Genomic DNA, 21,380 nt, shown 5'->3' on the forward strand with positions numbered 1-21,380 from the left:
TTTCACAAGCACTGATATGCTTAAAAACCAATAAACTGTAGAAAACTCACACGAATGTGAGTGGTTTCTACAGTTATTATTATGCTAAACGATTTTTAGCTTCATTAATTTGTATTTTAACTTGCTCAAATCCAGTTCCACCTAATGAATTTCTTCTTTTTACGGCCGCTAATGGTGAAAGGACATCGTAAATATCAGACTCGATTAGATTGCTTGCTTCTTGTAAATCTTCTAGTGGAAGATCCAATAAGAAATAGCCTCGTTGGATACATAGGAAAACCAACTTTCCTGTCACTTCATGTGCTTCTCTGAATGGAAGCCCTTTTGAAGCAAGATAATCAGCAAGTTCTGTTGCGTTAGAAAAATCTTTATGAACAGTATCGTGAAGTCGCTCTGTATGAACCGTCATTGTACGAACCATACCTTCAAAAATTTTCAACGATCCAACAATTGTATGAACTGTATCGAACATACCTTCCTTATCTTCTTGCATGTCTTTGTTATAAGCAAGGGGTAATCCTTTAATTACAGTCAGCAAGCCCATAAGATTTCCATACACACGCCCTGTTTTTCCCCGGATCAACTCGGCCATATCTGGATTTTTCTTTTGAGGCATAATACTAGAACCAGTAGAGAACGAATCATCCAGTTCAATAAAATTGAATTCTGAACTAGACCATAGAATAATTTCTTCGGCAAATCTTGACAGGTGTGCCATCAGCATCGAGGAGTTACTAAGGAATTCCACGATAAAATCTCGGTCACTTACAGCATCCATACTGTTAGCATATACATTTGAAAAGCCTAAATAATCAGCGGCCAATTTTCGGTCGATTGGAAAAGTAGTACCTGCAAGTGCACCTGCTCCTAGCGGAGAGATATCAATACGTTTAATCGAGTCATGAAAACGATCTTTATCGCGTTCTAGCATCCAGAAATAAGCCATTAAATGATGTGCAAACGAAATTGGTTGCGCTCGTTGTAAATGGGTGTAACCTGGTGCAAGAGTCTCCACATGTTTTTCTGCTTGTTCCACAAGTGTTTTTTGGAAGAGGTCAATTAACTCAATGATTTCACCTACTCTATTTTTCAGGAATAGATGCATATCAGTAGCTACTTGATCGTTTCGACTACGGCCAGTGTGTAGCTTACCGCCAACTGGACCAATTAGATCAATTAACATTTTTTCTAAGTTTAAATGAATATCTTCATTTGCAACAGAAAACTCTAACTCGTTTTCTGCTGCACGTTTTTTTAACTCTTCTAGACCAAACAATATTTGTTGGACATCTTTAGAAGGAAGGATTTTGCAATCTCCAAGCATTTTAACATGCGCGATACTGCCATCTAAGTCTTCCATTACTAGTGTTTGGTCAAAGCCAATGGAAGCACCAAATTCATCTACCCATTGCTCGGCAGATTTTTGGAATCTTCCGCCCCACAATTTGGTCATGATTGCACCTTCTCTGCTCCCTTATTCACCATAGCGTGAACTTTAGTTGGAAGACCCCAAAGTTCGATAAATCCAACTGCAGAAGCATGGTTAAATTCATCATCTTTTGTATATGTTGCAAGCTTTTCATTGTATAGAGAGTTTGGAGATTTACGCCCTTCGACAATTGCATGGCCTTTGAAAAGCTTCACGCGAACTGTACCATTTACATATACTTGTGTTTCTTTTAAGAAAGCCTCTAGTGCAGTTCTTAGTGGAGAGAACCAAAGTCCTTCATAAATAAGCTCTGTTAATTTTTTCTCCATCACTGGTTTGAAGTGAGCCAACTCTTTTACTAGAGTAATATCTTCTAACTCTTTATGGGCAAGTAATAGAGTATGAGCTCCTGGAATTTCATATACTTCACGTGATTTAATCCCAACTAATCGGTTTTCTACATGGTCAATACGTCCAACACCATGTTTACCAGCTAAATCATTTAATTTTAGGATTAACTCATATAATTTATATTCCACACCATTAAGAGCAACTGGGACTCCATTTTTAAACTCAATTTCAATAATATCTGGAGTATCAGGTGCATCCTCTAATGCAACTGTTAAATCATATGCATCAACTGGAGGTGCTGCCCACGGATCTTCTAGAATTCCACATTCATTTGAACGCCCCCAAAGGTTTTGGTCAATAGAAAATGGACTGTCTAAGTTAATAGGAATAGGAATATTTTTCGTCTTTGCATATTCAATTTCTTCCTCACGACTCCAGCTCCATTCACGAACTGGTGCAATTACCTCTAAACTTGGATTCAAAGCTTTAATCGAAACCTCGAAACGTACTTGGTCATTCCCTTTACCTGTACAGCCGTGAGCTACTGCAGTTGCACCTGTTTGTTCTGCAATTTCTACTAATTTTTTCGAAATCAACGGACGCGATAAAGCGGAAACAAGTGGGTATTTATTTTCATACCATGTATGAGCTTGAAGTGCTATAAGAGCGTATTCATTTGCAAATTCTTCTCTTGCATCGATCATATAGCTCTCGATAGCTCCAACTTGTAGGGCTTTGTTTTTAACAAACTCTAAATCTTTTCCTTCACCAACATCTAGACAAACAGCAACAACATCATATCCTTCATCCTTTAACCATGTGATTGCTACAGATGTGTCCAAACCACCTGAATAAGCTAAAACGACTTTTTTGTTCATTTTATATTCCTCCAATGTATGTTTATACGTTTTTTTAGTATTAATATACATAATGTAACATGCTTAATGTATAAATACAACTAATATTTTATGATTATGAGGAATATATTTCATTTTTTTATTTTACTAAAGTATCTTCTATTGTAGGTTTCTATACTTTATTCTTAATCATATTTCAAATAAAAGTATATGTGATTTGAGTTGTATTAAGCTGTCTTTCAATTTCGTCAATTGTATTCTTTATAACTTCTACCTGTGTATGCTAAATAAACTTTTGGATAGCATCTTTATTACCTTCATTTGTAATATACCGGTTATTTCATCTCAAAGTGAATACCCTAGGTTTAGGAAATGATATTATTTTGTATACCCCTAACTTTCCCCTCCATCTAGATATATTAAAATTTAAAAGCACATGATTTGATTACCAGAGAAGAAACAAAGATAATAATACGAAAGGAGTGTGTTAGAATGAGTCATTTATTTTCACCTATAAAGCTAAAAGGGCTTGAAATAAAAAATAGAGTTGTAATGCCACCAATGTGTCAATATTCCGTTGAAGCTAAGGACGGCATTCCAAATGATTGGCATTTTGTTCACTATGTTTCAAGAGCTGTCGGTGGGTCAGGTTTAATAATAGTTGAAATGACTGATGTGGAGCCTGATGGGAGAATTACGGACAATGATTTAGGACTGTGGTCTGATGAACAGATTCCTGCTTATGAAAGAATTGTCTCAGAAGTACATAAATATGGCTCGAAAATAGGTATTCAAATTGCTCATGCCGGCAGAAAAGCAACAGACGCCAAAGAACCTGTTAGTTCATCTGATATTCCAGTAGATAGTAAGTGGAAAAAACCGAGAGCTCTTTCAACTGATGAAGTGAAAGAAATGGTCAATAAGTTTAAAGATGCAGCAAAACGAGCAATTGTAGCCGGTTTCGATACAATTGAAATTCATGGGGCACATGGTTACCTAATTCATCAATTCCATTCACCTGCTATTAACAATAGATCAGATGATTATGGAAAAGATTTATCTAAATTTGGCGTAGAAGTTATTCAAGCAATTCGAAGTGTTATGCCTGATGGAATGCCGTTAATCATGAGAATTTCTGCTGTTGAATATATGGATAATGGATATGGTCTACAACATTCTTTAGAACTTGCTAAAAAATATAAAGAAGCTGGTGTTGATGTTTTCCACGTTTCAAGTGGCGGTGAGGCACCACCCGGTAAAGTAAAACCTGCAAATACACCGGGCTATCAAGTTCCATTTGCTCGTGCATTTAAACAAGCACTGGATTTACCAGTCATTGCTGTTGGTATATTAGAAGATGTTAATCTAGCGGAAAAAGTTATCGAAGAAGGCGATGCAGAATTAGTAGCCATTGGCCGTGGAATGTTGAAGGACCCTTATTGGGCACTTCACGCTGAAGAGTCAATCACAGGAGAAGTAGAGCCTCCTACACCTTATAAAAGAGGTTTTTAAATTGGCTTTCTTATAGAACAGACTTAGAACCTCCCTTTGCATATACATAGTGGAGGTTCTTTCATTTTCATCTTATTTTTTTCTCATTAAGTTGCTGCCATTAACATCTGTTGAAAATCCCCACTTTTCATAATAGGAAACTAATCGATCAGGACAGTAAAGTTCGACTCTATCAACATCTCGTACAAGTGGATGGCTCAAAATAGAATCCATCAAAATCTTGCCTATACCACTATTTCTGTATTCTTCTTTTGCAATTACATCGAATATAAAAGCTCGATAAACAGTATCTGTAATAACTCTTGCAAAACCAATTAATTCATCTGTTTCTTCATGAATAAGCCCAATAACTACATTACTATTTTCTAGCATTTTTTTTATATCTATAGCTTGTCTATTTTTCGTCCACCATTCATTTTTAAACAAAGCAAGTAAATGATTAAGCTGGTTCTCATTTAATTTTTCAATCACTTTATATGTCATTTTTATACTTCCCCTACTCTACTTAAATTAACTTAATAAAAAAATTCCATAGGATCATTACAAAGCTTATATCCATTCCTTTCGTAGTAATTTCTGCTGGCATCACTTGTCCATACGATAATGAATTCATATTTATTTTCTTTCACCCATTCATGTATCGTCTTCATCAATTTACTTCCGATCCCTTTGCTTCTGTATTTTTTAATCGTATATACATTCGTCATATAAGCAAATGGAAAAGTGATTCTTCCTGGACGAGGTACTTTTTGAATTAGTTCGATGTAAATATGGGATACGATTTTTTCGTCCTCCTCAGCGACCCAAATAAACCAATTCCCACTATTCAGCGCATTTTCTAAAAATGTTTGACACTCCAATTTAAACGAATCCATCTCGTTTTCACCGAAAGATTTCGTTTCATAATCTTCAATTGTAAAATCCCATCTCATTTGTATTAATTGGTCAAAGTCTTTTCTCTCTGCAAGTCTTATGTTCATAAGTAAACTCCTTCCACTAACCACACTATTATGCATTCGTAACTATATAATCTATTAACCATGTACCTTCAACGTTGATAAATTCAAAATATATGGTACTATGCCCTTCCAAAAAATATTTAGCGAATCCTATAGTCATCTTGTCATCCTCTAAATCATAAAATCGATACTCCAAGTTTTCTAAATTATGTACAGTTTTATCGGTAAGTTCGAGCCTATAGTTTTGTTGATCAAATAAAATAGAACTGTCTTGTTCATCAATTTGAACATTTGATGAAGCGATGGAGGAGATATATATAAAATCTTTTTTCTCCATAGCTGTTAAAAGTTTAAATGTTAAATTCATTGTCGTCCTTAAAGAATCTCTCTCTTCATCAAGAATCTTTTGCATTTCCGTTACTTGATCTTTCAACTGCTTCTTTTCTATTTCAAGCTGAGTTATTTGCGATTGCAAATCTTTTTCTATTCCATTAACTTCATTAACTTTAGTAGAATCATCCTTACATCCTGATAACAACAGTAAAAAAAGGAGAGGGATAACTAATTTATTCATCCATTTATACCTCCTTTTCCTATCCTCTTTTTAATAATATGTTCTTAACATAAAAGGACTCTACTAATTTTAATGACATGCCTTTTTTATATTAAGCACTTACTATTTTTGAAAAATATACCTGTATTTCATAATATTCTTCATCATGATAACTTAATCCTTCATCTAAAACATGTAAAACAATTACAAATTAAAAAAAGCACTTCTATACTATAAGAAGATGCTTCATACATGGAGTTCCTCCTTTTACTTAGGAACTTAATTCACTAAGTGATTTGTGCAATTATAAAGAGAACAATTCCATTCGTTTTTCATGTGTGTCAGTAAAGTAATCGATGCATTTTCAATATAAGTTGTTGTAAATTTCTCAGGAAGTAAATGTTGTAATGTGAGACCAATTAACGCACCATGACTTACAACTAAAATATGCTTATTTTTATATGTAGTCACTAATTCATCTAAAAATACCGACCCTCGAACAGAAACTTCTTCAAATTTCTCCATTCCGAGCTCCTGTTCTCTCCAATTGTTCCCCCATTTTTTTATCCTTTCTTCTTCCGTAGTTCCTTCGATATCTCCACAGTTAATTTCACGAATTCTTTCGTCAAAAATGCATGTAAGAGCATCTAATTTGCGAGAAATAATTTGAGCAGTTTCCTTAGCACGAAGTAAATCACTTGATACAATTATGTCCCATTTGCCTTCCATAGATAGTCTATCTGCTAGTGCATATGCTTGGTTTTCACCGGATAAATTTAAAGGGATATCAGTTATTCCATGGGCTTTTCCTAATACATTCCATTCTGTCATTCCATGCCTAATTAGTGCAACAGTAGTCAAATTAATCGTCTCCTTTAATTAGACTATACGTCCCAATTTTTTCATCACTTCTTCTAGTGATTCTTGTTTCATGGAATTCAAATGATAATCATGATTATTAAATGGTAGATTACTAGTCACATCATTTGGAACTATCACACATCTTATTCCTGCTTTTTTTGCTGCAGTTAATCCATTTAATGAATCTTCAAAAGCAATAGTCTCTGTCGGTAATAGCTCACAGTCCTTTAAGGTTTTTACATATAACTCAGGATGGGGCTTAACTTTGTTGACATCATCTCTTGTATTAATCACATCAAAATATTGTATAATACCTAGTTGTTCTAAATAAGTAGTTACCCATTGTTTGGATGAACTTGAAGCTAAGCCAATTATTAAGTTGTGGCTTTTTGCTTCCTCCAAATATTCTTTCACACCTTCTCTAAGAACTGGTTCTTGCATTTTATTTGTATATATTAATAATGCATCGTTTTCTATTTGCTCACAGTCTACTGTATTTCCAACCACCTCACGAAAATGTTTATATAAAACTTCATTACCAGTCCCTATACAATTAGCGTACCCTGGTAGCCCTAATTCAACAGAATGACTATTAAACAAAGCTTCTTTAAAAGCCTCATACCAGACTGTCTCTGTATCTACAATTAAACCATCAAAATCAAATATAATCCCTCTGAACATTTACATAACCTCTCTTCACTTCAATATAATTCTTATAAATTTTTTAATCCAATTCTTTCGTTTAAGTATGCCTTAAACATATAGAAAGCACTAGCAGTAAAAAGTTGATTAATTTCACCATTTGTAATCATAGAGTGCATATGATTGATGTCGACTAACTCCACATCTATAAACTCAGTGGTGTCTAGCTCTTGACCAAATGCTTTATATGTATCTTCTAATAAAAACGTCACTACTTTATTCGTTTGAGTAGCTGGATTCACATAAAACTCTCCAATTAAAATAGGATTTTTATCCGTAATATAGCCTGTCTCTTCTCGTACTTCCCTTACTATAGCTTGCTCATATTTTTCCTCCCCCTCTGGTTTGCCTGCAGGAATTTCTAAGAAGAAGTCTTCAGCAGCATACCTATATTGCTTAACAAGAATAATCTTATTCTCTTTTGTAAGAACGATGGCATTGACCCAATCCGCATATTCATTCACGTAATAATTGTTTATGATTTGCCCATCAGGTAATTCACATTGATCCGTTCGTAAATTTCCAAATTCTGTTTTATATACATATTGTGAGTTTAACTTTTTCCACTTTTTCATGAAAATCTCCTTGAAACCTGTATTTTATACTTTCATTTTATTGATCTACCTTTTGCTCTGTTTTCTTCTCTCCTCATGAAATGTATACGTTTATACGGGAAAATTGTTTCATTTACATTTCGGATTTCCAAAATTTTCGCTTCTTCGACTTTTATACATATAACTTATGACAAATTTGTGAACTTTCATTATTTTTCCACAATACGACAAATTTTTTAAATTGGATATAATACAATGTACTAGTTGCTTCCCTACATACTAAAAAAACTCGTCAAGAAATGAAGCGAAATATACTTTATGGAGGAAGAATTGTGAAAACTTTGTTGAAAGGTAATACATTATTAGTTCAGATTGAGATGAAAAGGAAAGTTATGTACAATATGGCTAAGAAGTTCGGATATAGCCATCCACTTGTCGTCTCCTGTAGTCAAGAACTAGACGTGTTACTCAATAAGTATTTTGAAAAAGTGTCTTAAAAACATATATATTATTTTAAAGACAGACGCTCATGTGTAGTGTTTAGCAAGCGCACATCCATGGTTTACTTTATAAGTTGCTTATACACATTAATCAGTGCCTTAATAACCATTTATTAAAACTGATCCGTACTTATTTTGAAATACGGATCAGTTTTGTCATTACTTATTGATAAACGTAGCTTTAGATTCAAAAGTTAAACCAGAAAATGATAGTTGTATTATCTCATGCATAAACATGATCTGGGTTTTCTGATTTCACAAGCGCTTTACTTACTCTTTTCATGATTAATCTAAAGGCATTTGCATCTTTGAAGTTCATGTCTACAAGCGTAAGGATTCGATCTATATGTCTGATATACACATATACAACTTCATGTATCATTACCTCGGCGATCAATATGCTTTCACTATGTTTTACACATTTGAAACAATTCTCATCGAATAAAATGCAAAAAACCTACCATCCCATAAAGAGACGATAGGCTTTCCCTAACGAACATGATCACTCTTCTTAACTTATGAAATAATAAGCCTACTTCTAATTTCTTGCTTACTGAAGTCAGCCGTTTAAACTTACATGACAGTCTAACCATTGTCCAGAAGACTACTCGTAAGCACATTGATTAGTGAATAATTTTTTCTAAATCGGCCCAGTTCTTCAACCTAGGTAGTTCCACCTGTTGGTTATAAGACTGGTCCATTATATACACTTTGGAAGCTACCCCACTTAGGGTTTCCAATACAGCTGGTTTATCATCAAAATAAAAGTCTAGTTCAAGTTCTTGAATTGTTGCTATTTTTTCTGCATCTTGCATCCCACAATAAAAATGCCCATCTTCCACTGGAAAACCTTTAGCTTTCATCCATTCACGTGTTTGCAGACAGTATTTTTTTGGGCGTGAAGTAATATAAAAAATTTCATGTCCATCTTTTTTTAGTTGCTGTAATGTTTCTAGAGCTCCTTCAAAGGCAGGACAATCAGTAAAATAAATTTCCTCCAATAAGTTATTCCACATAGTATTTCCTGCTTCTTTTTCCATCCCAAACGCTTCATGTATTTCCACAGTTTTCAATGCTTGAAATACATCCAAAGCTATATTTTGATTCAATTTTTTGTTATATAAATGAAAGGCATGCTCTCTTAGATTAATTAATGTATCATCAATATCAAAACCAAACTTCACGAATATCCTCCTAAATTAAGCCAAAACGACAAATTGTGAGGCAAATGATTGTTCTTTCTCAATTTGAATCGCTTGAATCTTTTCAACTTCTTTTTTTCTTTGCGTAGCACAACTTGTAAAATCAAGCTGAGATATATAATTTTCATCAATGAGAGATGCCAGTAAATCAGCATCTTTTAATGCACTATTTAAACCAAATGCACCAGTTGGTGTCATCGTGTGAACAGCGTCACCGATCAACACTACGCCTTCTTTACCCCAATTCTCACTTTTACTACTATACACATCTAATAAGACGAAGTCCTGCCAAGATTGAATATGCTGATGAACAGTTTCCTTAAGTTGTGGAAATGCCAGAATAAGCTGTTCAATAAAAGGAGTAAATGGTTGTTTTCTAAGTGAAGAAAATGAACCTTCCTCAATATTCCACCCAATTTGTATATATCCCTGCGCTTGAGTAAAGAGAGAAAGTTGTTTGTCACCAATAAGTGCCATTTTTATCGATGGCTCCCAGCTAGTAGGAGCAGGTATTTTAGCCCAAAGCAAATCATATCCATGTTTACGAAGAGTTGCATCAATTCCCGCTTTTTTTCTCACGGTTGAGTATCGACCATCTGCTCCAACTACTAATTGACTCTCTATGTTAACTTCTTCCCCATCTTTTGTTGCTTTGACACCACAAAAAATTCCTGAATCATCTTTTAATAGCTCCAATACTTTAGTATTCATCATACAGTTAAAAGCTGGATATTGTTGTGCAGCCTGTAATAAAACAGTTAAAAGATGACTTTGAGGAACATGAATACCAAGATGTCCCACTTGTGGGTCAGGTAGTATTGTTTTAAATGGTTTTCCATCATGCCAATACTCTAGCTTTTCCATTCGAAGTAATCCTAATTGTTCCACTGCATCAAAAAGACCGTGTTCTTTTAAAATTGCTTCGCCTTCTTCATTTAAATGTTCACCTCGAAATGCTTTTCCAACTTCGTGTGATCTTTCCAAAAGCACTACCGAAACATTTTTCTTCGCCAGTAAATAGGCAAGCAGCGCACCTCCAGGACCTGCCCCAACTATACAAACATCTACTTTATAATTCACTTCTGATCAACACCCTGATTTGGATACGCAGTAATCCTAATATCTTCACCAAAGATTTGCACTTCATCAAAAGATAAAAGGTGTGCCGCATTCATTGAATCTATATTACTTCCCGTAAAGGGTGTTAGCGAATTTCTTCCGCCTAACACTTTTGGCGCTATATAAACAAAGTATTTATCGATTAAACCTGCTCTTAAAAAAGAAGCATTAACCTCGCCTCCTCCTTCTACGAGCACGTCCGTAATTCCTCTTTCAAAAAGCTTTTTTAACATCTCCAGAATGTTCAATCCTTTGTCATCTTTTGATACAAAAATGAAGGAAACACCTTTTTCTTTATACGGTTTTACTGTTTCTAAATCTACACTATTTGATGTTACAATAATTGTATCGGCCTCATCAGTTTGTAAAACATGTGCATCTAATGGCGTTCTTAATTGACTGTCTAAAACGATACGGATTGGGTTTTTTCCTTGGCCCTCCGGTAATCTAGTTGTTAATGAAGGATTATCTGCCAACACAGTTCCAACCCCAACCAAAATAGCATCTACTTCATCGCGGAGCTTGTGTACATCTGCTCTTGCTTCCTCACCAGTAATCCATTTCGAATGACCTGTATGGGTAGCAAGCTTACCGTCTAACGTCATTGCAAATTTTGAAATGATAAAGGGACGTTGTGTAATCATGTTATGAATGAATCGCTCATTAAGTTTTTTTGCCTCTTCTTCTAGTACACCGACTTCTACTTCAATTCCAGCATCACGCAAAAGCTTTATACCTCTACCAGCAACTTCTGGGTTTGGATCCTGCATTGCAACAACTACACGACTTACATCTGATTCCTTTACAAGGTTTGCACAGGGTGGAGTCTTTCCAAAATGCGAGCAAGGTTCTAACGTTACATAAAGTGTGGCTCCTTTAGAATGCTCACCCGCCATATTAAATGCATGCACTTCCGCATGCGGCTCCCCTGCTTTACGATGTAATCCTGTTCCAACTATGACACCATTCTTCACAATCACAGCTCCGACAATTGGATTTGGGTTCGTATTACCTTTTGCACTTGCAGCTAAATTAAGTGCTAGGCGCATATAATCTTGATCGGTATTCATCGCCATGCACTCCTTAACTATTTATAGTAGATTCTTTGATATGACCTGATTTTTGCACTTTTGTTTCCAAATAAAAACGATTTGTATCTGTCATTCCACCCCATAAAGGTACATGATGATCTGCTAATAACCCGTGAGCTTTTAGTGCGTCAAGCTTCTTAGGATTGTTCGTAATAAGCGTAACTGGCTTTTCTCTTAAAGCTTCTAATACTCGAATAGCCTCTTCATAGGAACGAGTATCATCCTCAAACCCTAAAGCTTGATTTGCTTCCACTGTGTCATACCCATTTTCTTGTAAAAGGTAAGCCAAAGATTTAGAAAAAAGACCAATCCCACGTCCTTCGTGATCAGCCAAATAAAATATCGCCCCACAACCATGTTCTACGATCATCTTCATTGATTCATGTAACTGGTATCCACAATCACAACGCTGGCTTCCAAAAATGTCTCCAGTATGACAAATGCTATGCATACGAATGAGTGCATCATCCTCGTTTGCAAAATCACCATACACTAATGCAGAAGATTGCTGACCAAAAGCTAACCGGGAGTTTGTAATGGAAGCAATAACTTCTTCCTTCGACTCCATCGCATCTACTTTTAGCCAAGAGTACCAATTAAAAGTTGCAGAAAAATCTCCTTGTTTAATAGGTAATTTAACAGGACCAACTAAACATAAATTCTCTTGGTCCGAAATTTTTATCATATCCATTTTATCTTGTAAAACATTTAAAGTATCATTTAATATCGTCATTTCGATCTCACCATTCTTATAGATTAAACATAAGTACATGCTTTACAGTACTGTCTGTTTCATTTTTGTCTTGATAAATTTTATTTAATTCCACTTACCTATCGTAACCTAGTATATAATTACAAGTACCGAGAGTCAAATATTAACTATCATATGCCAAATACGAACAAATTAAAAGGCGCTTCGAATAAAGGGATTCGAAACACCAATGTTCTTCCTTTCATAACCTATTTACCCTTTTTTTAGAATGCTTTGTTTGCCATAGCAATCTGTATAACAAATGGAAAGCACATTCTTTGTAGAGTAACTCAATACTAATGTTTCATCTATTATTGTCGTTTTCATCGTTAATTTGTTTTTTTCCTGTCTAATAGGAATAAGCCCAAACTTATAAACCACACCGTAATCTTTAGGAACTGAGAGGAATAAGCCTTTTTCTTGTGTGATGCGCAATGACAAATGGCCATTATCGCTTTGATAAGTACCGCATATGAAATCCATATTAAATATGTTTATTTGGTTTAATGGTTGAGGAAGTTCAATTGGTTGTTCAAAAATTTTCTTAGCAATATCTCTTGTCAGCTTTTTAACAGGAACAATATTCATATTGGATAAAAAAATAATCGTGAGGTCTTCTTCAAAACAGAGTATTTCATTTACATAACCACTTATATCACCAAAATGAAAGTAGCAATCTCTTTCTGCTACTTGTTTTCTAAACCAACCACAAGCATAGGAGTCCTGATAAGCAGTTAGCATGATTTTAGTGGCTTCCTCACTTATTAATGTGGAAGATCTAATAGCTCTATCCCATATTAGTAGATCACCTGTTGTTGAATAAAGACCATAAGCGCCTAAGGGAAAAGAAAGATCTGCATATGGGGCGTGAACTGGCTTACCATTGTATGAATATCCCGCTGCAAGGTTTGGTACGATTTCTATTCCATTATCACAGCCAGTATTATACATTCCAAGTGGATTCAATATGTTTTCCTTTAAATATTCAGCATACTTAAATCCAGTAACTTCTTCAATAATTGCGGTTAATAACAAATAGCCTGAATTGCTATAATCAAATTGTGAGCCAGGCTCGAATTCTAACGGCTCATTTTTAAAAGAATTAATTATCTCCTCTAAACTGGAAGAAAGGCGCATCGTATTACTCCAAAAATCTGGATAACTTGTGAAATTCTTTATCCCTGCTGTATGTGTTAAGCATTGATAAACAGTGATTTTGTCTCCATTTGGGAAATATGGCAAGTAATTATTTATTGTATTATGTATATTAATCCTGTTTTCCTCATGTAATCGGAAAATAGCCAATGCAGTAAAACTTTTAGTAATAGAACCAATTCTAAATTTGGTTTCAGATGTATTAACTATATCATGTTCAAAGTTTGCCATCCCATACCCATTGTTTAATAACATTTCTCCTTTATATGCAACCAACAATGATCCATGGAGATAATTATTCTGCATGTAAGCTTTTTCCCAATCCTTCAAAAGCTGTTGTAAATAATCTGTCGTCATCAGAACTCCTCCAAAAACCTTCTAGCATTATATGGAATAATCATAAATTGATTGAAAGCATTCTTCAATACTTTATTTCTTCTGACTTAAACTTTTTATTAGGTTTTCCATGATTTCTATATTGTTAAAATATAAAATTGTAATTGCGATCATCATGAAAATAGAAATAACACACATAATTATAAAAATCCCTTTAGATTTCTGCACATAGTTAAAAGCAAGAGAAAGTAGCAATAGTGGAAAAATGATTAATAATATTATGCATATTGTCTTAAATTCTTTCAAAACCGATTTTAACAACACGATTGTTAATTCATTTGCTTCCGTAACCTCTACAGTAAATTCATTACGCAAGATGCCGTTTTCTGAAATCGTAACCTTTCCGTTACCATCTTCTTGTAAAGAATAACCGAAAGGAAAAAACATAAAAAGGATGATAATTATAAATATACCTGATATAGCAGCTACAAGAGCCTTTTTTGGTACTAACCCATTTCGTTTAATCACCAGCTATCTCCTTTCCTTTTAGCAGTTGTTGTATACATCCACTCTATGAGTAAAATAGAATTCATATTAATTTTTCATTTGTTATATTTTTTAGAATTTTTACTTTTATTACAATTATATTAAATAGAACCATTCCTACACAACTAGACAAATTTCGCAATTTATCTATCGTACAATTGGACAAGTTGCTTCATTACTAGTAAAAAATTACCCTCTTGGTGGAAGCTAAATATAAAATATTATTTGGAGGAAGAATAGTGAAAAGTAAATTGGATAAGAAGGCTTTAATGGTTCGAATCGATATTAAGCGTAAAGACATGTATAGAAAAGCAAAAAAATTAGGATTATCGCATCCCCTTGTTGTATCCATTAGCCAAGAGCTAGATCAACTACTAAATAGATATCAAGAAAAATATAATAATCAGAATATAAATTCACTAAAAAACCGATTAGTCTCCTAATAAGGGAACTAATCGGTTTCAATATGTACTTTAAAATTTTTTTCTTTCAATATAAATCATCCCTGGATCTCAGTTATACTTCTTCCACCTAAATAAGCATGTCCCGTTTTGAGCTTTTCTACTGTTTTAAATCCGTATCTTTGATATACTTTTTCAACTCTTTCGTTGATTGGAAAGACCCATAGGTTTTCATAACATCTTTTTTCTATTTCAGTTTGAATAAAATGAATTAGCTCCCCAATCAATCCCCTACCTCTAAACTCTTCTAAAGTTGCTACACTCTCCATACGAGCTTGTTTATCATTTACAAAAATACAGGCAGTGGCACAGGCAATCCCATTATATCGAAGTATATAGTGTTCAAAACTTGGATGATTAAACTCTAGCTCAAATGCTTTTTCTCTCACTTCTTTACCTCCAAGCTCTTTTATACTACATTCAATTTGAAGGGCTTCAAAATAATTATGTTTATCGACACGTTCAATCACTATATTCTCGTTTTTCTCTTTTTCTAAAAGCTTTTTATCCCATAATTGAACTGGACTAATTAACTCCTCATACCCAAAGCTATTCTCAAGTAAAATAGAAATTAGCTCTTTTTGTAGATCTAAATTGTATAGATAAAATCTTGGTATAATATTTTTACTATTATAAAATTTCACTACTTCTTCCATTATGAAGGATGGATTTTCACTTAATTCACTAATATGTGCATGATTTGCATCATAATATGATGGCTGATTCTCATTATAAAATAATGATCCCCATTTAGTATCCTTACGCATAGAAAAAGTTTCTAAATAAGCAAAATCCAAACTAATAATATCTTGTAAATTCATCTCGTTTTCCTCCAGGATTATAAACATAAAAGCTACTTTTTATTAAAAAACCCTTTTCCTAGAGTCTCCACGCTTTTTGGAAAAACTGCATATAGCTTACTAGTCAGGCCCATATACGAAGGCAAGTTAACTTCTCGCACAGGATAATCTATTGTTTTAATAATAGAAGTCACTACTTTTTCTGGTTGTAATAGATGTTTACTAAGTTTCCCTCTATAAGTGCCTGTCTGATCGGCTAAATCGAGGAATGGTGTATCAATTGGACCGGGATTGATCGTAGTTACCTGTATACCGAAATCTTTAAGCTCCATACGAATGGCATTGGCAAAACCGAGTATGGCATGTTTGGAAGCAGCATAAACAGAGGCTTTTGGTGTGGCAACCTTCCCAGCTTGAGATGCGATAAAAATAAAATGGCCGCTACCCTTTTCTTTCATTTTATCTGCAAAGTATTTTGTAAGTAACATCGGAGCAGTAACATTTACATTCATCATTTGTATCATGTTTTTCTCTTCTAAATCAGTTAAATATGCAAATGTTCCAACACCGGCACAATATATGATTGTATCAGGTGTCTCCATTTTCTGAAAAAGTTCCTTAAAAGATTGTTCTTTAGTTAAATCTGCATAGATGGAATGAACTCCAAGTTGATCTAATTCCTCAAGAACATCCATGTTTCGACCAGTTGCCCAAACGTCGTGACCATCAGCTTTCAGTTTTTTTGTGAGTAACAACCCAACCCCACTTGTTGCCCCAGTTATAAAAATTTTTTTAGGCTTGCTCATATAACAATATACCTTTCTCATTTTTTTGTTCCTTGATGTAACCCTCTTCCAATAAATAATCAATTTGACCAATTGTCTCTGACAAAGTCAAACCAAGTTCTTTTTCATATACTTTTGGAAACAGCTGTTGAGTAAGTTCAAAAATAGTTTTTTCTTCCTCTTTCATCATATCTAAAACTTTTAATGCTCTTTCTCTTTGTTTTTCAAGTCTATCCGAAATAAGTTGATGCACGTTAAATACCTCATTTCCGTGACCACTAAAAATCTTTTCAACAGGTAAATCTTGAATTCGTTTTAATGAAGCATTATATTGGATCATTGATTTGGATCGTTCCGAATTTTTATCAAGGGGTGGTTCAATCAATGGATTGGAAGAAATTTTTTCAAGAACTAAGTCCCCTCCGATTAATACTCTATATTTCTCCGACCAAAAAGAGAGATGGCTTTGGGCGTGCCCTAATGTCTCTAAAATTGTGAAATCAGGATGACCTGGAAGAGAATCACCTTCTCTTAAAATCTTTTGTAGAGGTCGATTTCCAATAAAGTGAATAGGTCTTTTCATCTTTTCAACCCAATGAAAGTATCTTTCTGGAACACCCTCTTCCTTTAAACATTGTAGATAAAAATCATCATGAAAGTGAAAGAATTCTTCATCTCTCGTTAGCCATGGTTCGTTATAAGCATGCCCTAATAATGTTGCTTGTTCAAATGCTTCTACCCAACCCGAGTGATCTGGATGATGATGGGTTAGCAGTACTTGCTCGACATCTGAAAGCGAATATCCCGCTTCTTTAATTCCAGCCTTAATGGCTACTAATGCTTCTTCTGTTTTTGGACCCACATCTATTAAAGTGAGTGCATCGCCTTTTAATAAATATGCATTAACATCACCTACAGCAAATGGCGTAGGAATAATAATTTTATGTATAGTCATATGTAAACTCCTTCTAAATGAATGATGATTCATTATAATTGTACATTTTTTTAAAGAAGACGTCACTAAATTCAAGTTGACTTTTAGTTAGAAGAGCCATATAATTTCATTAATTCAGAAAATAAAAGCTAAGATGAAGAATAGTACATATATGATGGAGTCAAGAGAGTGAAATGACCTGCTGCAATTTTCATCTCCCGCTCATATATCGAACCTACTTCGGAGCTACTATGCAAACATAGTCGTGACCTTCACGATATGAAGGGATAAGCTGTGCCGCATTGCGGCAAATCTAGGTGGTACCGCGGAGACATGCGTTTTCGTCCTTATTTATTAGGGACGGGAACGCTTTTTTTATTTTATAAGGAGGAGTTTTTATGACGAAAATTGTATTTGTCGGTGCTGGATCAATGGCAGAGGCTATTATTAATGGACTAACGAAGGAAGAAAAAGTTGCTCCAGAATTCATACATGTAATGAATAAATCAGATGTAGATCAGCTTCAGTTATTAAAAAAAACATACAATGTACAAATTGTATGTGAAGAGAAAAAAGCCCTTACGGATGCAAATATAGTTTTTTTAGCAATGAAACCAAAAGATGCAAAAGTTGCGTTTACTGAAATTGCTCCTTTTATTAATAAAAATGCAACAATTATTTCAGTTATAGCTGGTGTAACCATCCAAACTATTACAAATTATTTAGGGAGACGTCCGATTGCACGTGTAATGCCAAATACATCTGCAGCTATTGGCTTGAGTGCAACCGCCATATGTTGGAATGACTTAGTTACCGAGGAAGAAAAAATATCCATCATACATTTATTAGAATCTATAGGAACAGTAAAAGCTGTAGAGGAAGAGGATTTACATGTAGTTACCGCACTATCAGGTAGTGGTCCTGCCTACTTTTACTACTTTGCAGAACAATTTGAAGCTGCAGCAATAAAGCATGGTATGGATAAATCGGACGCGCGTCATCTATTTGTTCAAACGATGGAAGGCGCTGCTCAAATGCTTAAAACTGGTAATGCAGAACCTTTAGAGTTACGGCGAAGAGTAACTAGCCCAGGCGGAACTACTGAAGCTGGTTTAGAACAATTGATACAACATAATGTAAAAGATGCTATTTTTGCTTGTATCGATGCAGCTCAAAATAAATCCAGAGTGCTTGGTAAACAATATGAATAAGATGAAGAAAGATTCCGATTGATTATTATAATCACTCGGAATCTTTTATTTTTATTAAGGAACCATTTTGCCATTCATATTCAGAAAAATCATCTGCTATAAATACTGGAAAAGAAAAATGATCAACCTGTGCTAACATTTCTTTTATATCTGATGGCATAAATCGCGCACTAATATGATTGATGATTAAATGCTTAGCATTCGCTTCCTTACATACATTTGCAGCATCCAAGATAGTTGAGTGACCATATTCCCTTGCAAGATTAGCCGTTTCATGATCAAACGTTCCTTCATGAATGATAATATCAGAACCATTACTTAGCAAAATAGAATTATCACAAAACCTTGTATCCCCCAAAACAGTTACCTGAAAACCATTTTTTGGTGTACCTGTCACTTCTGCACTCTTCACTATTCGACCATCTTCAAGTTCAATATCTAATCCTGCTTTTAATAACTTTAATAATGGTCCTCTTGGTACACGAAGCGCATCCGTTTTACTGATAAGTAGCTCGGGTGGTAGAGGCTTTTGCGTAATTTTATAACCGAAGCATGGAATGACATGTTCTAGTAATTTTGCTTCCACAATGAATTGCTCGTCCTCAAATACAATCCCTTCCTCTATCTCTATTATCGTTAGTGGATATTTGATATATGTTTTGGAAGTGGTGAGTGTCAACTCTACCCATGCTTTGATACCTGATGGACCATAAATAGTGAGTTCTTCTTCTCCACCAAGGAAAGATCGAGACCCTAGCAACCCTGGGAGTCCATAAATATGGTCACCATGCAAGTGAGTAATAAAGAGTTTCTCTAGTTTTCTCGGTTTAAGAGTAGTTCGTAGAATTTGATGTTGAGTCGCTTCCCCACAATCAAACATCCAAAAAGTTCCTCTTTCTTCTAATAGTTTTAAAACTGTTGATGTTGTGTTGCGTTGTTTAGAGGGCATTCCTGCTCCTGTTCCTAAAAATAATAATTTCATCTATCTCCACCTCAACTTCTATTCCATTCATCATAATGTTTGAATAAAATAACTGCAAACTTTTCCAGCTTTATTAAGTTTTCGTTACATTAAGCTATATCCATAACTTTTTAATTTTATTTCTGTATACTGTTTATTGTTATACATATACAAATTATTCGAAAATTTGTACAAACGACTTAGGAAAAATGAGAATAAGCTACATTATTACTATTGTTAATGCATGTATTTTTTATTTCAGCTAACAATAAATAGACACCTAGAAGGAGCGAACCACCCTTATGAATTTAGATTTATTGTTAAAACCATTAGGTATTACAGTAAGCGACAAGGATCAATCTTTAGTAATTAATGGATTGTCTTTTGATTCTTCCAAGATCGATAAACATTTCATATTTATAGCAATTGCTGGCACGAATACGGATGGTCACCTATTTATAAATGATGCTATTAAAAACGGCGCGGCTGCAATAATAGGGGAAAAAGATATACAAGATTTAGCTGTACCATACTTTAAAGTCCCTAATGCAAGGAAAGCGTTAGCAGTTTTAGCTAGTACTTTTCACCATAATCCAACTCAAAATAAAATAATGATCGGCATAACTGGTACAAATGGAAAGACAACGACCTCTTATATGCTCAAGCATATTCTTGAATCACATGGTATATCCTGTGCGTTGTTTGGAAGTGTATCAACTGTAATAAATGGATTTGAAAACACGTCTACTCATACGACTTTAGATCCTTTAACTTTTCACCAACTATTATCCTTTAGCCATGATGAGGTTGTGATTATGGAAGTATCCTCCCATGGCTTAACACAATTCAGAGTTGAAGGCATTGAATTTGACTATTGTATTTTTACAAACTTAGAACCTGAACACCTTGATTATCACCAAAACATGGAGTCTTACTATTTAGCAAAACAATCCCTATTTGATCATTTAAACTTAAATGGTGTCGCTATCGTAAATTCTGTTACTGAATGGGGCGAAAGATTAAGTTCCTATGTTTCATCTAAAAACAAAAACGTACTAAAAGTTAATGGTAAAGACTCTGCTTATTTTATTTCTGGAGAAGAGCTTTTAACAACTTCAAATTCGGAGACAATATCCTACCCTCTTACAACATGTATGAGAGGTCAGCATAATGTTGAAAATGCCTCTTTAGCTTTTTTAACTTCTATTTCATTAGGTCTTGAACCTTCCTCTATTGTCGAAGCGCTTACTAATTTTGAAGGTGTCCCTGGAAGATTTCAGTTATTCTCTCACCCTTCTGGTGCTAATTTTGTAATAGACTACGCACATACAAGCAATGCTTTTTATCATATTCTGGATACTGTTCATTCTTATAAGCCTCGAAAAATTATACATGTATTTGGATTCAGAGGAAATCGAGATGTCCAGAAGAGAAAAAATATGATTGACATTTCAACAAGCAATTGTGATGTAAGCATACTTACATTCGATGATCTAAATGGTTTAACTCCTGACCAAATGATAAATGAACTAACTCAACTCAATTTACAGAATAAATGCATCGTAATCCCTGATCGTACATTAGCTATTCAACATGCATGGGAACTAGCACATGACCAGGATTGGGTAGTGATTACAGGAAAAGGCATAGAAGATTACCAACAAACGTTCTCTTTACCAACTAAGTCTGATATGGACACACTACATTTTCTAAATCATTCTTTATCCTTCCAAAAGGAGCATTTATAGAA

At 34.4% G+C, this 21,380-nt stretch carries 24 protein-coding genes and 1 other annotated feature; of the genes, 5 read left to right on the top strand and 19 right to left on the bottom strand.

Annotated elements, in window-relative coordinates; all coding sequences use genetic code 11:
- Positions 1 to 79: 79 nt before the first annotated feature.
- Together argH and PGC35_RS11250 are read right to left on the bottom strand one after the other, a co-directional pair.
- Positions 80 to 1,453: an argininosuccinate lyase gene (gene argH / locus PGC35_RS11245; RefSeq protein WP_375219246.1), complete on the bottom strand. Its 1,374-nt coding sequence runs from the start codon at positions 1,451 to 1,453 to the stop codon at positions 80 to 82.
- Positions 1,450 to 2,658: an argininosuccinate synthase gene (locus PGC35_RS11250; protein ID WP_375219247.1), complete on the bottom strand. Its 1,209-nt coding sequence runs from the start codon at positions 2,656 to 2,658 to the stop codon at positions 1,450 to 1,452. The genes argH and PGC35_RS11250 overlap by 4 nt, the downstream gene beginning before the upstream one ends.
- 471 nt (positions 2,659 to 3,129) lie before the next feature.
- Between PGC35_RS11250 and PGC35_RS11255 the strand changes: the two genes are divergently transcribed.
- Positions 3,130 to 4,149: an NADH:flavin oxidoreductase/NADH oxidase gene (locus tag PGC35_RS11255; protein ID WP_375219248.1), complete on the top strand. Its 1,020-nt coding sequence runs from the start codon at positions 3,130 to 3,132 to the stop codon at positions 4,147 to 4,149.
- A gap of 72 nt (positions 4,150 to 4,221) precedes the next feature.
- Here PGC35_RS11255 and PGC35_RS11260 read toward each other — a convergent pair whose 3' ends face one another.
- From PGC35_RS11260 to PGC35_RS11285, 6 genes are all read right to left on the bottom strand, one after another.
- Entirely contained in the window at positions 4,222 to 4,632 is a 411-nt protein-coding gene (locus tag PGC35_RS11260; protein ID WP_375219249.1) for a GNAT family N-acetyltransferase, read from the bottom strand.
- A 32-nt stretch (positions 4,633 to 4,664) separates the two neighbouring features.
- Positions 4,665 to 5,129: a GNAT family N-acetyltransferase gene (locus tag PGC35_RS11265; RefSeq protein WP_375219250.1), complete on the bottom strand. Its 465-nt coding sequence runs from the start codon at positions 5,127 to 5,129 to the stop codon at positions 4,665 to 4,667.
- Positions 5,130 to 5,157: 28 nt separating this feature from the next.
- Positions 5,158 to 5,682, bottom strand: coding sequence for a hypothetical protein (locus tag PGC35_RS11270; RefSeq protein ID WP_375219251.1), 525 nt, complete (start codon positions 5,680 to 5,682; stop codon positions 5,158 to 5,160).
- Between the two features lie 258 nt (positions 5,683 to 5,940).
- Positions 5,941 to 6,522 (bottom strand): histidine phosphatase family protein, encoded by a 582-nt coding sequence (locus PGC35_RS11275; RefSeq protein WP_375219252.1) that lies wholly within the window; start codon positions 6,520 to 6,522, stop codon positions 5,941 to 5,943.
- Positions 6,523 to 6,540: 18 nt separating this feature from the next.
- Positions 6,541 to 7,203, bottom strand: coding sequence for an HAD family hydrolase (locus tag PGC35_RS11280; protein ID WP_056831820.1), 663 nt, complete (start codon positions 7,201 to 7,203; stop codon positions 6,541 to 6,543).
- A gap of 32 nt (positions 7,204 to 7,235) precedes the next feature.
- Complete coding sequence (locus PGC35_RS11285; protein WP_056831818.1) at positions 7,236 to 7,799, bottom strand: NUDIX hydrolase; 564 nt, start codon at positions 7,797 to 7,799, stop codon at positions 7,236 to 7,238.
- 311 nt (positions 7,800 to 8,110) lie between these two features.
- On the opposite strand from PGC35_RS11285, the gene PGC35_RS11290 reads away from it, so the two are divergent.
- Positions 8,111 to 8,275 (top strand): aspartyl-phosphate phosphatase Spo0E family protein, encoded by a 165-nt coding sequence (locus PGC35_RS11290; RefSeq protein WP_256363929.1) that lies wholly within the window; start codon positions 8,111 to 8,113, stop codon positions 8,273 to 8,275.
- A 226-nt stretch (positions 8,276 to 8,501) separates the two neighbouring features.
- Here the strand turns inward: PGC35_RS11290 and PGC35_RS11295 are convergent, their stop codons facing one another.
- From PGC35_RS11295 to PGC35_RS11325, 7 genes are all read right to left on the bottom strand, one after another.
- Positions 8,502 to 8,639, bottom strand: a complete 138-nt coding sequence (locus tag PGC35_RS11295; RefSeq protein WP_375219253.1) for a hypothetical protein — start codon at positions 8,637 to 8,639, stop codon at positions 8,502 to 8,504.
- A gap of 262 nt (positions 8,640 to 8,901) precedes the next feature.
- Positions 8,902 to 9,462: a 5' nucleotidase, NT5C type gene (locus tag PGC35_RS11300; RefSeq protein WP_056831816.1), complete on the bottom strand. Its 561-nt coding sequence runs from the start codon at positions 9,460 to 9,462 to the stop codon at positions 8,902 to 8,904.
- A 15-nt stretch (positions 9,463 to 9,477) separates the two neighbouring features.
- The gene (locus PGC35_RS11305) at positions 9,478 to 10,560 is read right to left on the bottom strand and encodes an FAD-dependent monooxygenase (protein WP_375219254.1); all 1,083 of its coding nucleotides are present in this window, start codon (positions 10,558 to 10,560) and stop codon (positions 9,478 to 9,480) included.
- Positions 10,557 to 11,669, bottom strand: coding sequence for a bifunctional diaminohydroxyphosphoribosylaminopyrimidine deaminase/5-amino-6-(5-phosphoribosylamino)uracil reductase RibD (gene ribD, locus PGC35_RS11310; protein WP_375219255.1), 1,113 nt, complete (start codon positions 11,667 to 11,669; stop codon positions 10,557 to 10,559). Before ribD ends, PGC35_RS11305 begins: the two co-directional genes overlap by 4 nt.
- Positions 11,670 to 11,682: 13 nt before the next feature.
- Positions 11,683 to 12,423 (bottom strand): GTP cyclohydrolase II, encoded by a 741-nt coding sequence (locus PGC35_RS11315; protein WP_375219256.1) that lies wholly within the window; start codon positions 12,421 to 12,423, stop codon positions 11,683 to 11,685.
- 231 nt (positions 12,424 to 12,654) lie between these two features.
- Positions 12,655 to 13,953: a serine hydrolase domain-containing protein gene (locus PGC35_RS11320; protein ID WP_375219257.1), complete on the bottom strand. Its 1,299-nt coding sequence runs from the start codon at positions 13,951 to 13,953 to the stop codon at positions 12,655 to 12,657.
- A 72-nt stretch (positions 13,954 to 14,025) separates the two neighbouring features.
- Complete coding sequence (locus PGC35_RS11325; protein ID WP_375219258.1) at positions 14,026 to 14,460, bottom strand: hypothetical protein; 435 nt, start codon at positions 14,458 to 14,460, stop codon at positions 14,026 to 14,028.
- 257 nt (positions 14,461 to 14,717) lie between these two features.
- On the opposite strand from PGC35_RS11325, the gene PGC35_RS11330 reads away from it, so the two are divergent.
- Positions 14,718 to 14,921: a Spo0E family sporulation regulatory protein-aspartic acid phosphatase gene (locus PGC35_RS11330; RefSeq protein ID WP_375219259.1), complete on the top strand. Its 204-nt coding sequence runs from the start codon at positions 14,718 to 14,720 to the stop codon at positions 14,919 to 14,921.
- Positions 14,922 to 14,977: 56 nt separating this feature from the next.
- Here the strand turns inward: PGC35_RS11330 and PGC35_RS11335 are convergent, their stop codons facing one another.
- Genes PGC35_RS11335 through PGC35_RS11345 form a run of 3 tightly spaced genes read right to left on the bottom strand, consistent with a single transcriptional unit; the run spans position 14,978 to position 17,479 of the window.
- Positions 14,978 to 15,760, bottom strand: a complete 783-nt coding sequence (locus PGC35_RS11335) for a GNAT family N-acetyltransferase (RefSeq protein ID WP_375219260.1) — start codon at positions 15,758 to 15,760, stop codon at positions 14,978 to 14,980.
- Between the two features lie 32 nt (positions 15,761 to 15,792).
- A complete protein-coding gene (locus tag PGC35_RS11340) occupies positions 15,793 to 16,545 on the bottom strand; it encodes an SDR family NAD(P)-dependent oxidoreductase (RefSeq protein ID WP_375219261.1) in 753 nt (250 codons plus the stop codon).
- Positions 16,532 to 17,479 (bottom strand): MBL fold metallo-hydrolase, encoded by a 948-nt coding sequence (locus PGC35_RS11345; RefSeq protein ID WP_375219262.1) that lies wholly within the window; start codon positions 17,477 to 17,479, stop codon positions 16,532 to 16,534. The genes PGC35_RS11340 and PGC35_RS11345 overlap by 14 nt, the downstream gene beginning before the upstream one ends.
- A gap of 121 nt (positions 17,480 to 17,600) precedes the next feature.
- Positions 17,601 to 17,810: a binding site (T-box leader), on the top strand.
- A gap of 46 nt (positions 17,811 to 17,856) precedes the next feature.
- Between PGC35_RS11345 and proC the strand changes: the two genes are divergently transcribed.
- The gene (proC, locus tag PGC35_RS11350; RefSeq protein WP_375219263.1) at positions 17,857 to 18,669 is read left to right on the top strand and encodes a pyrroline-5-carboxylate reductase; all 813 of its coding nucleotides are present in this window, start codon (positions 17,857 to 17,859) and stop codon (positions 18,667 to 18,669) included.
- Positions 18,670 to 18,700: 31 nt separating this feature from the next.
- Here the strand turns inward: proC and rnz are convergent, their stop codons facing one another.
- Positions 18,701 to 19,651, bottom strand: a complete 951-nt coding sequence (gene rnz / locus PGC35_RS11355; RefSeq protein WP_375219264.1) for a ribonuclease Z — start codon at positions 19,649 to 19,651, stop codon at positions 18,701 to 18,703.
- Positions 19,652 to 19,932: 281 nt separating this feature from the next.
- On the opposite strand from rnz, the gene PGC35_RS11360 reads away from it, so the two are divergent.
- Positions 19,933 to 21,378, top strand: a complete 1,446-nt coding sequence (locus tag PGC35_RS11360; protein WP_375219265.1) for a UDP-N-acetylmuramoyl-L-alanyl-D-glutamate--2,6-diaminopimelate ligase — start codon at positions 19,933 to 19,935, stop codon at positions 21,376 to 21,378.
- Positions 21,379 to 21,380: the final 2 nt, after the last annotated feature.

This window comes from Psychrobacillus sp. PGGUH221 (genome assembly GCF_042055255.1).
Lineage (GTDB): Bacteria > Bacillota > Bacilli > Bacillales_A > Planococcaceae > Psychrobacillus.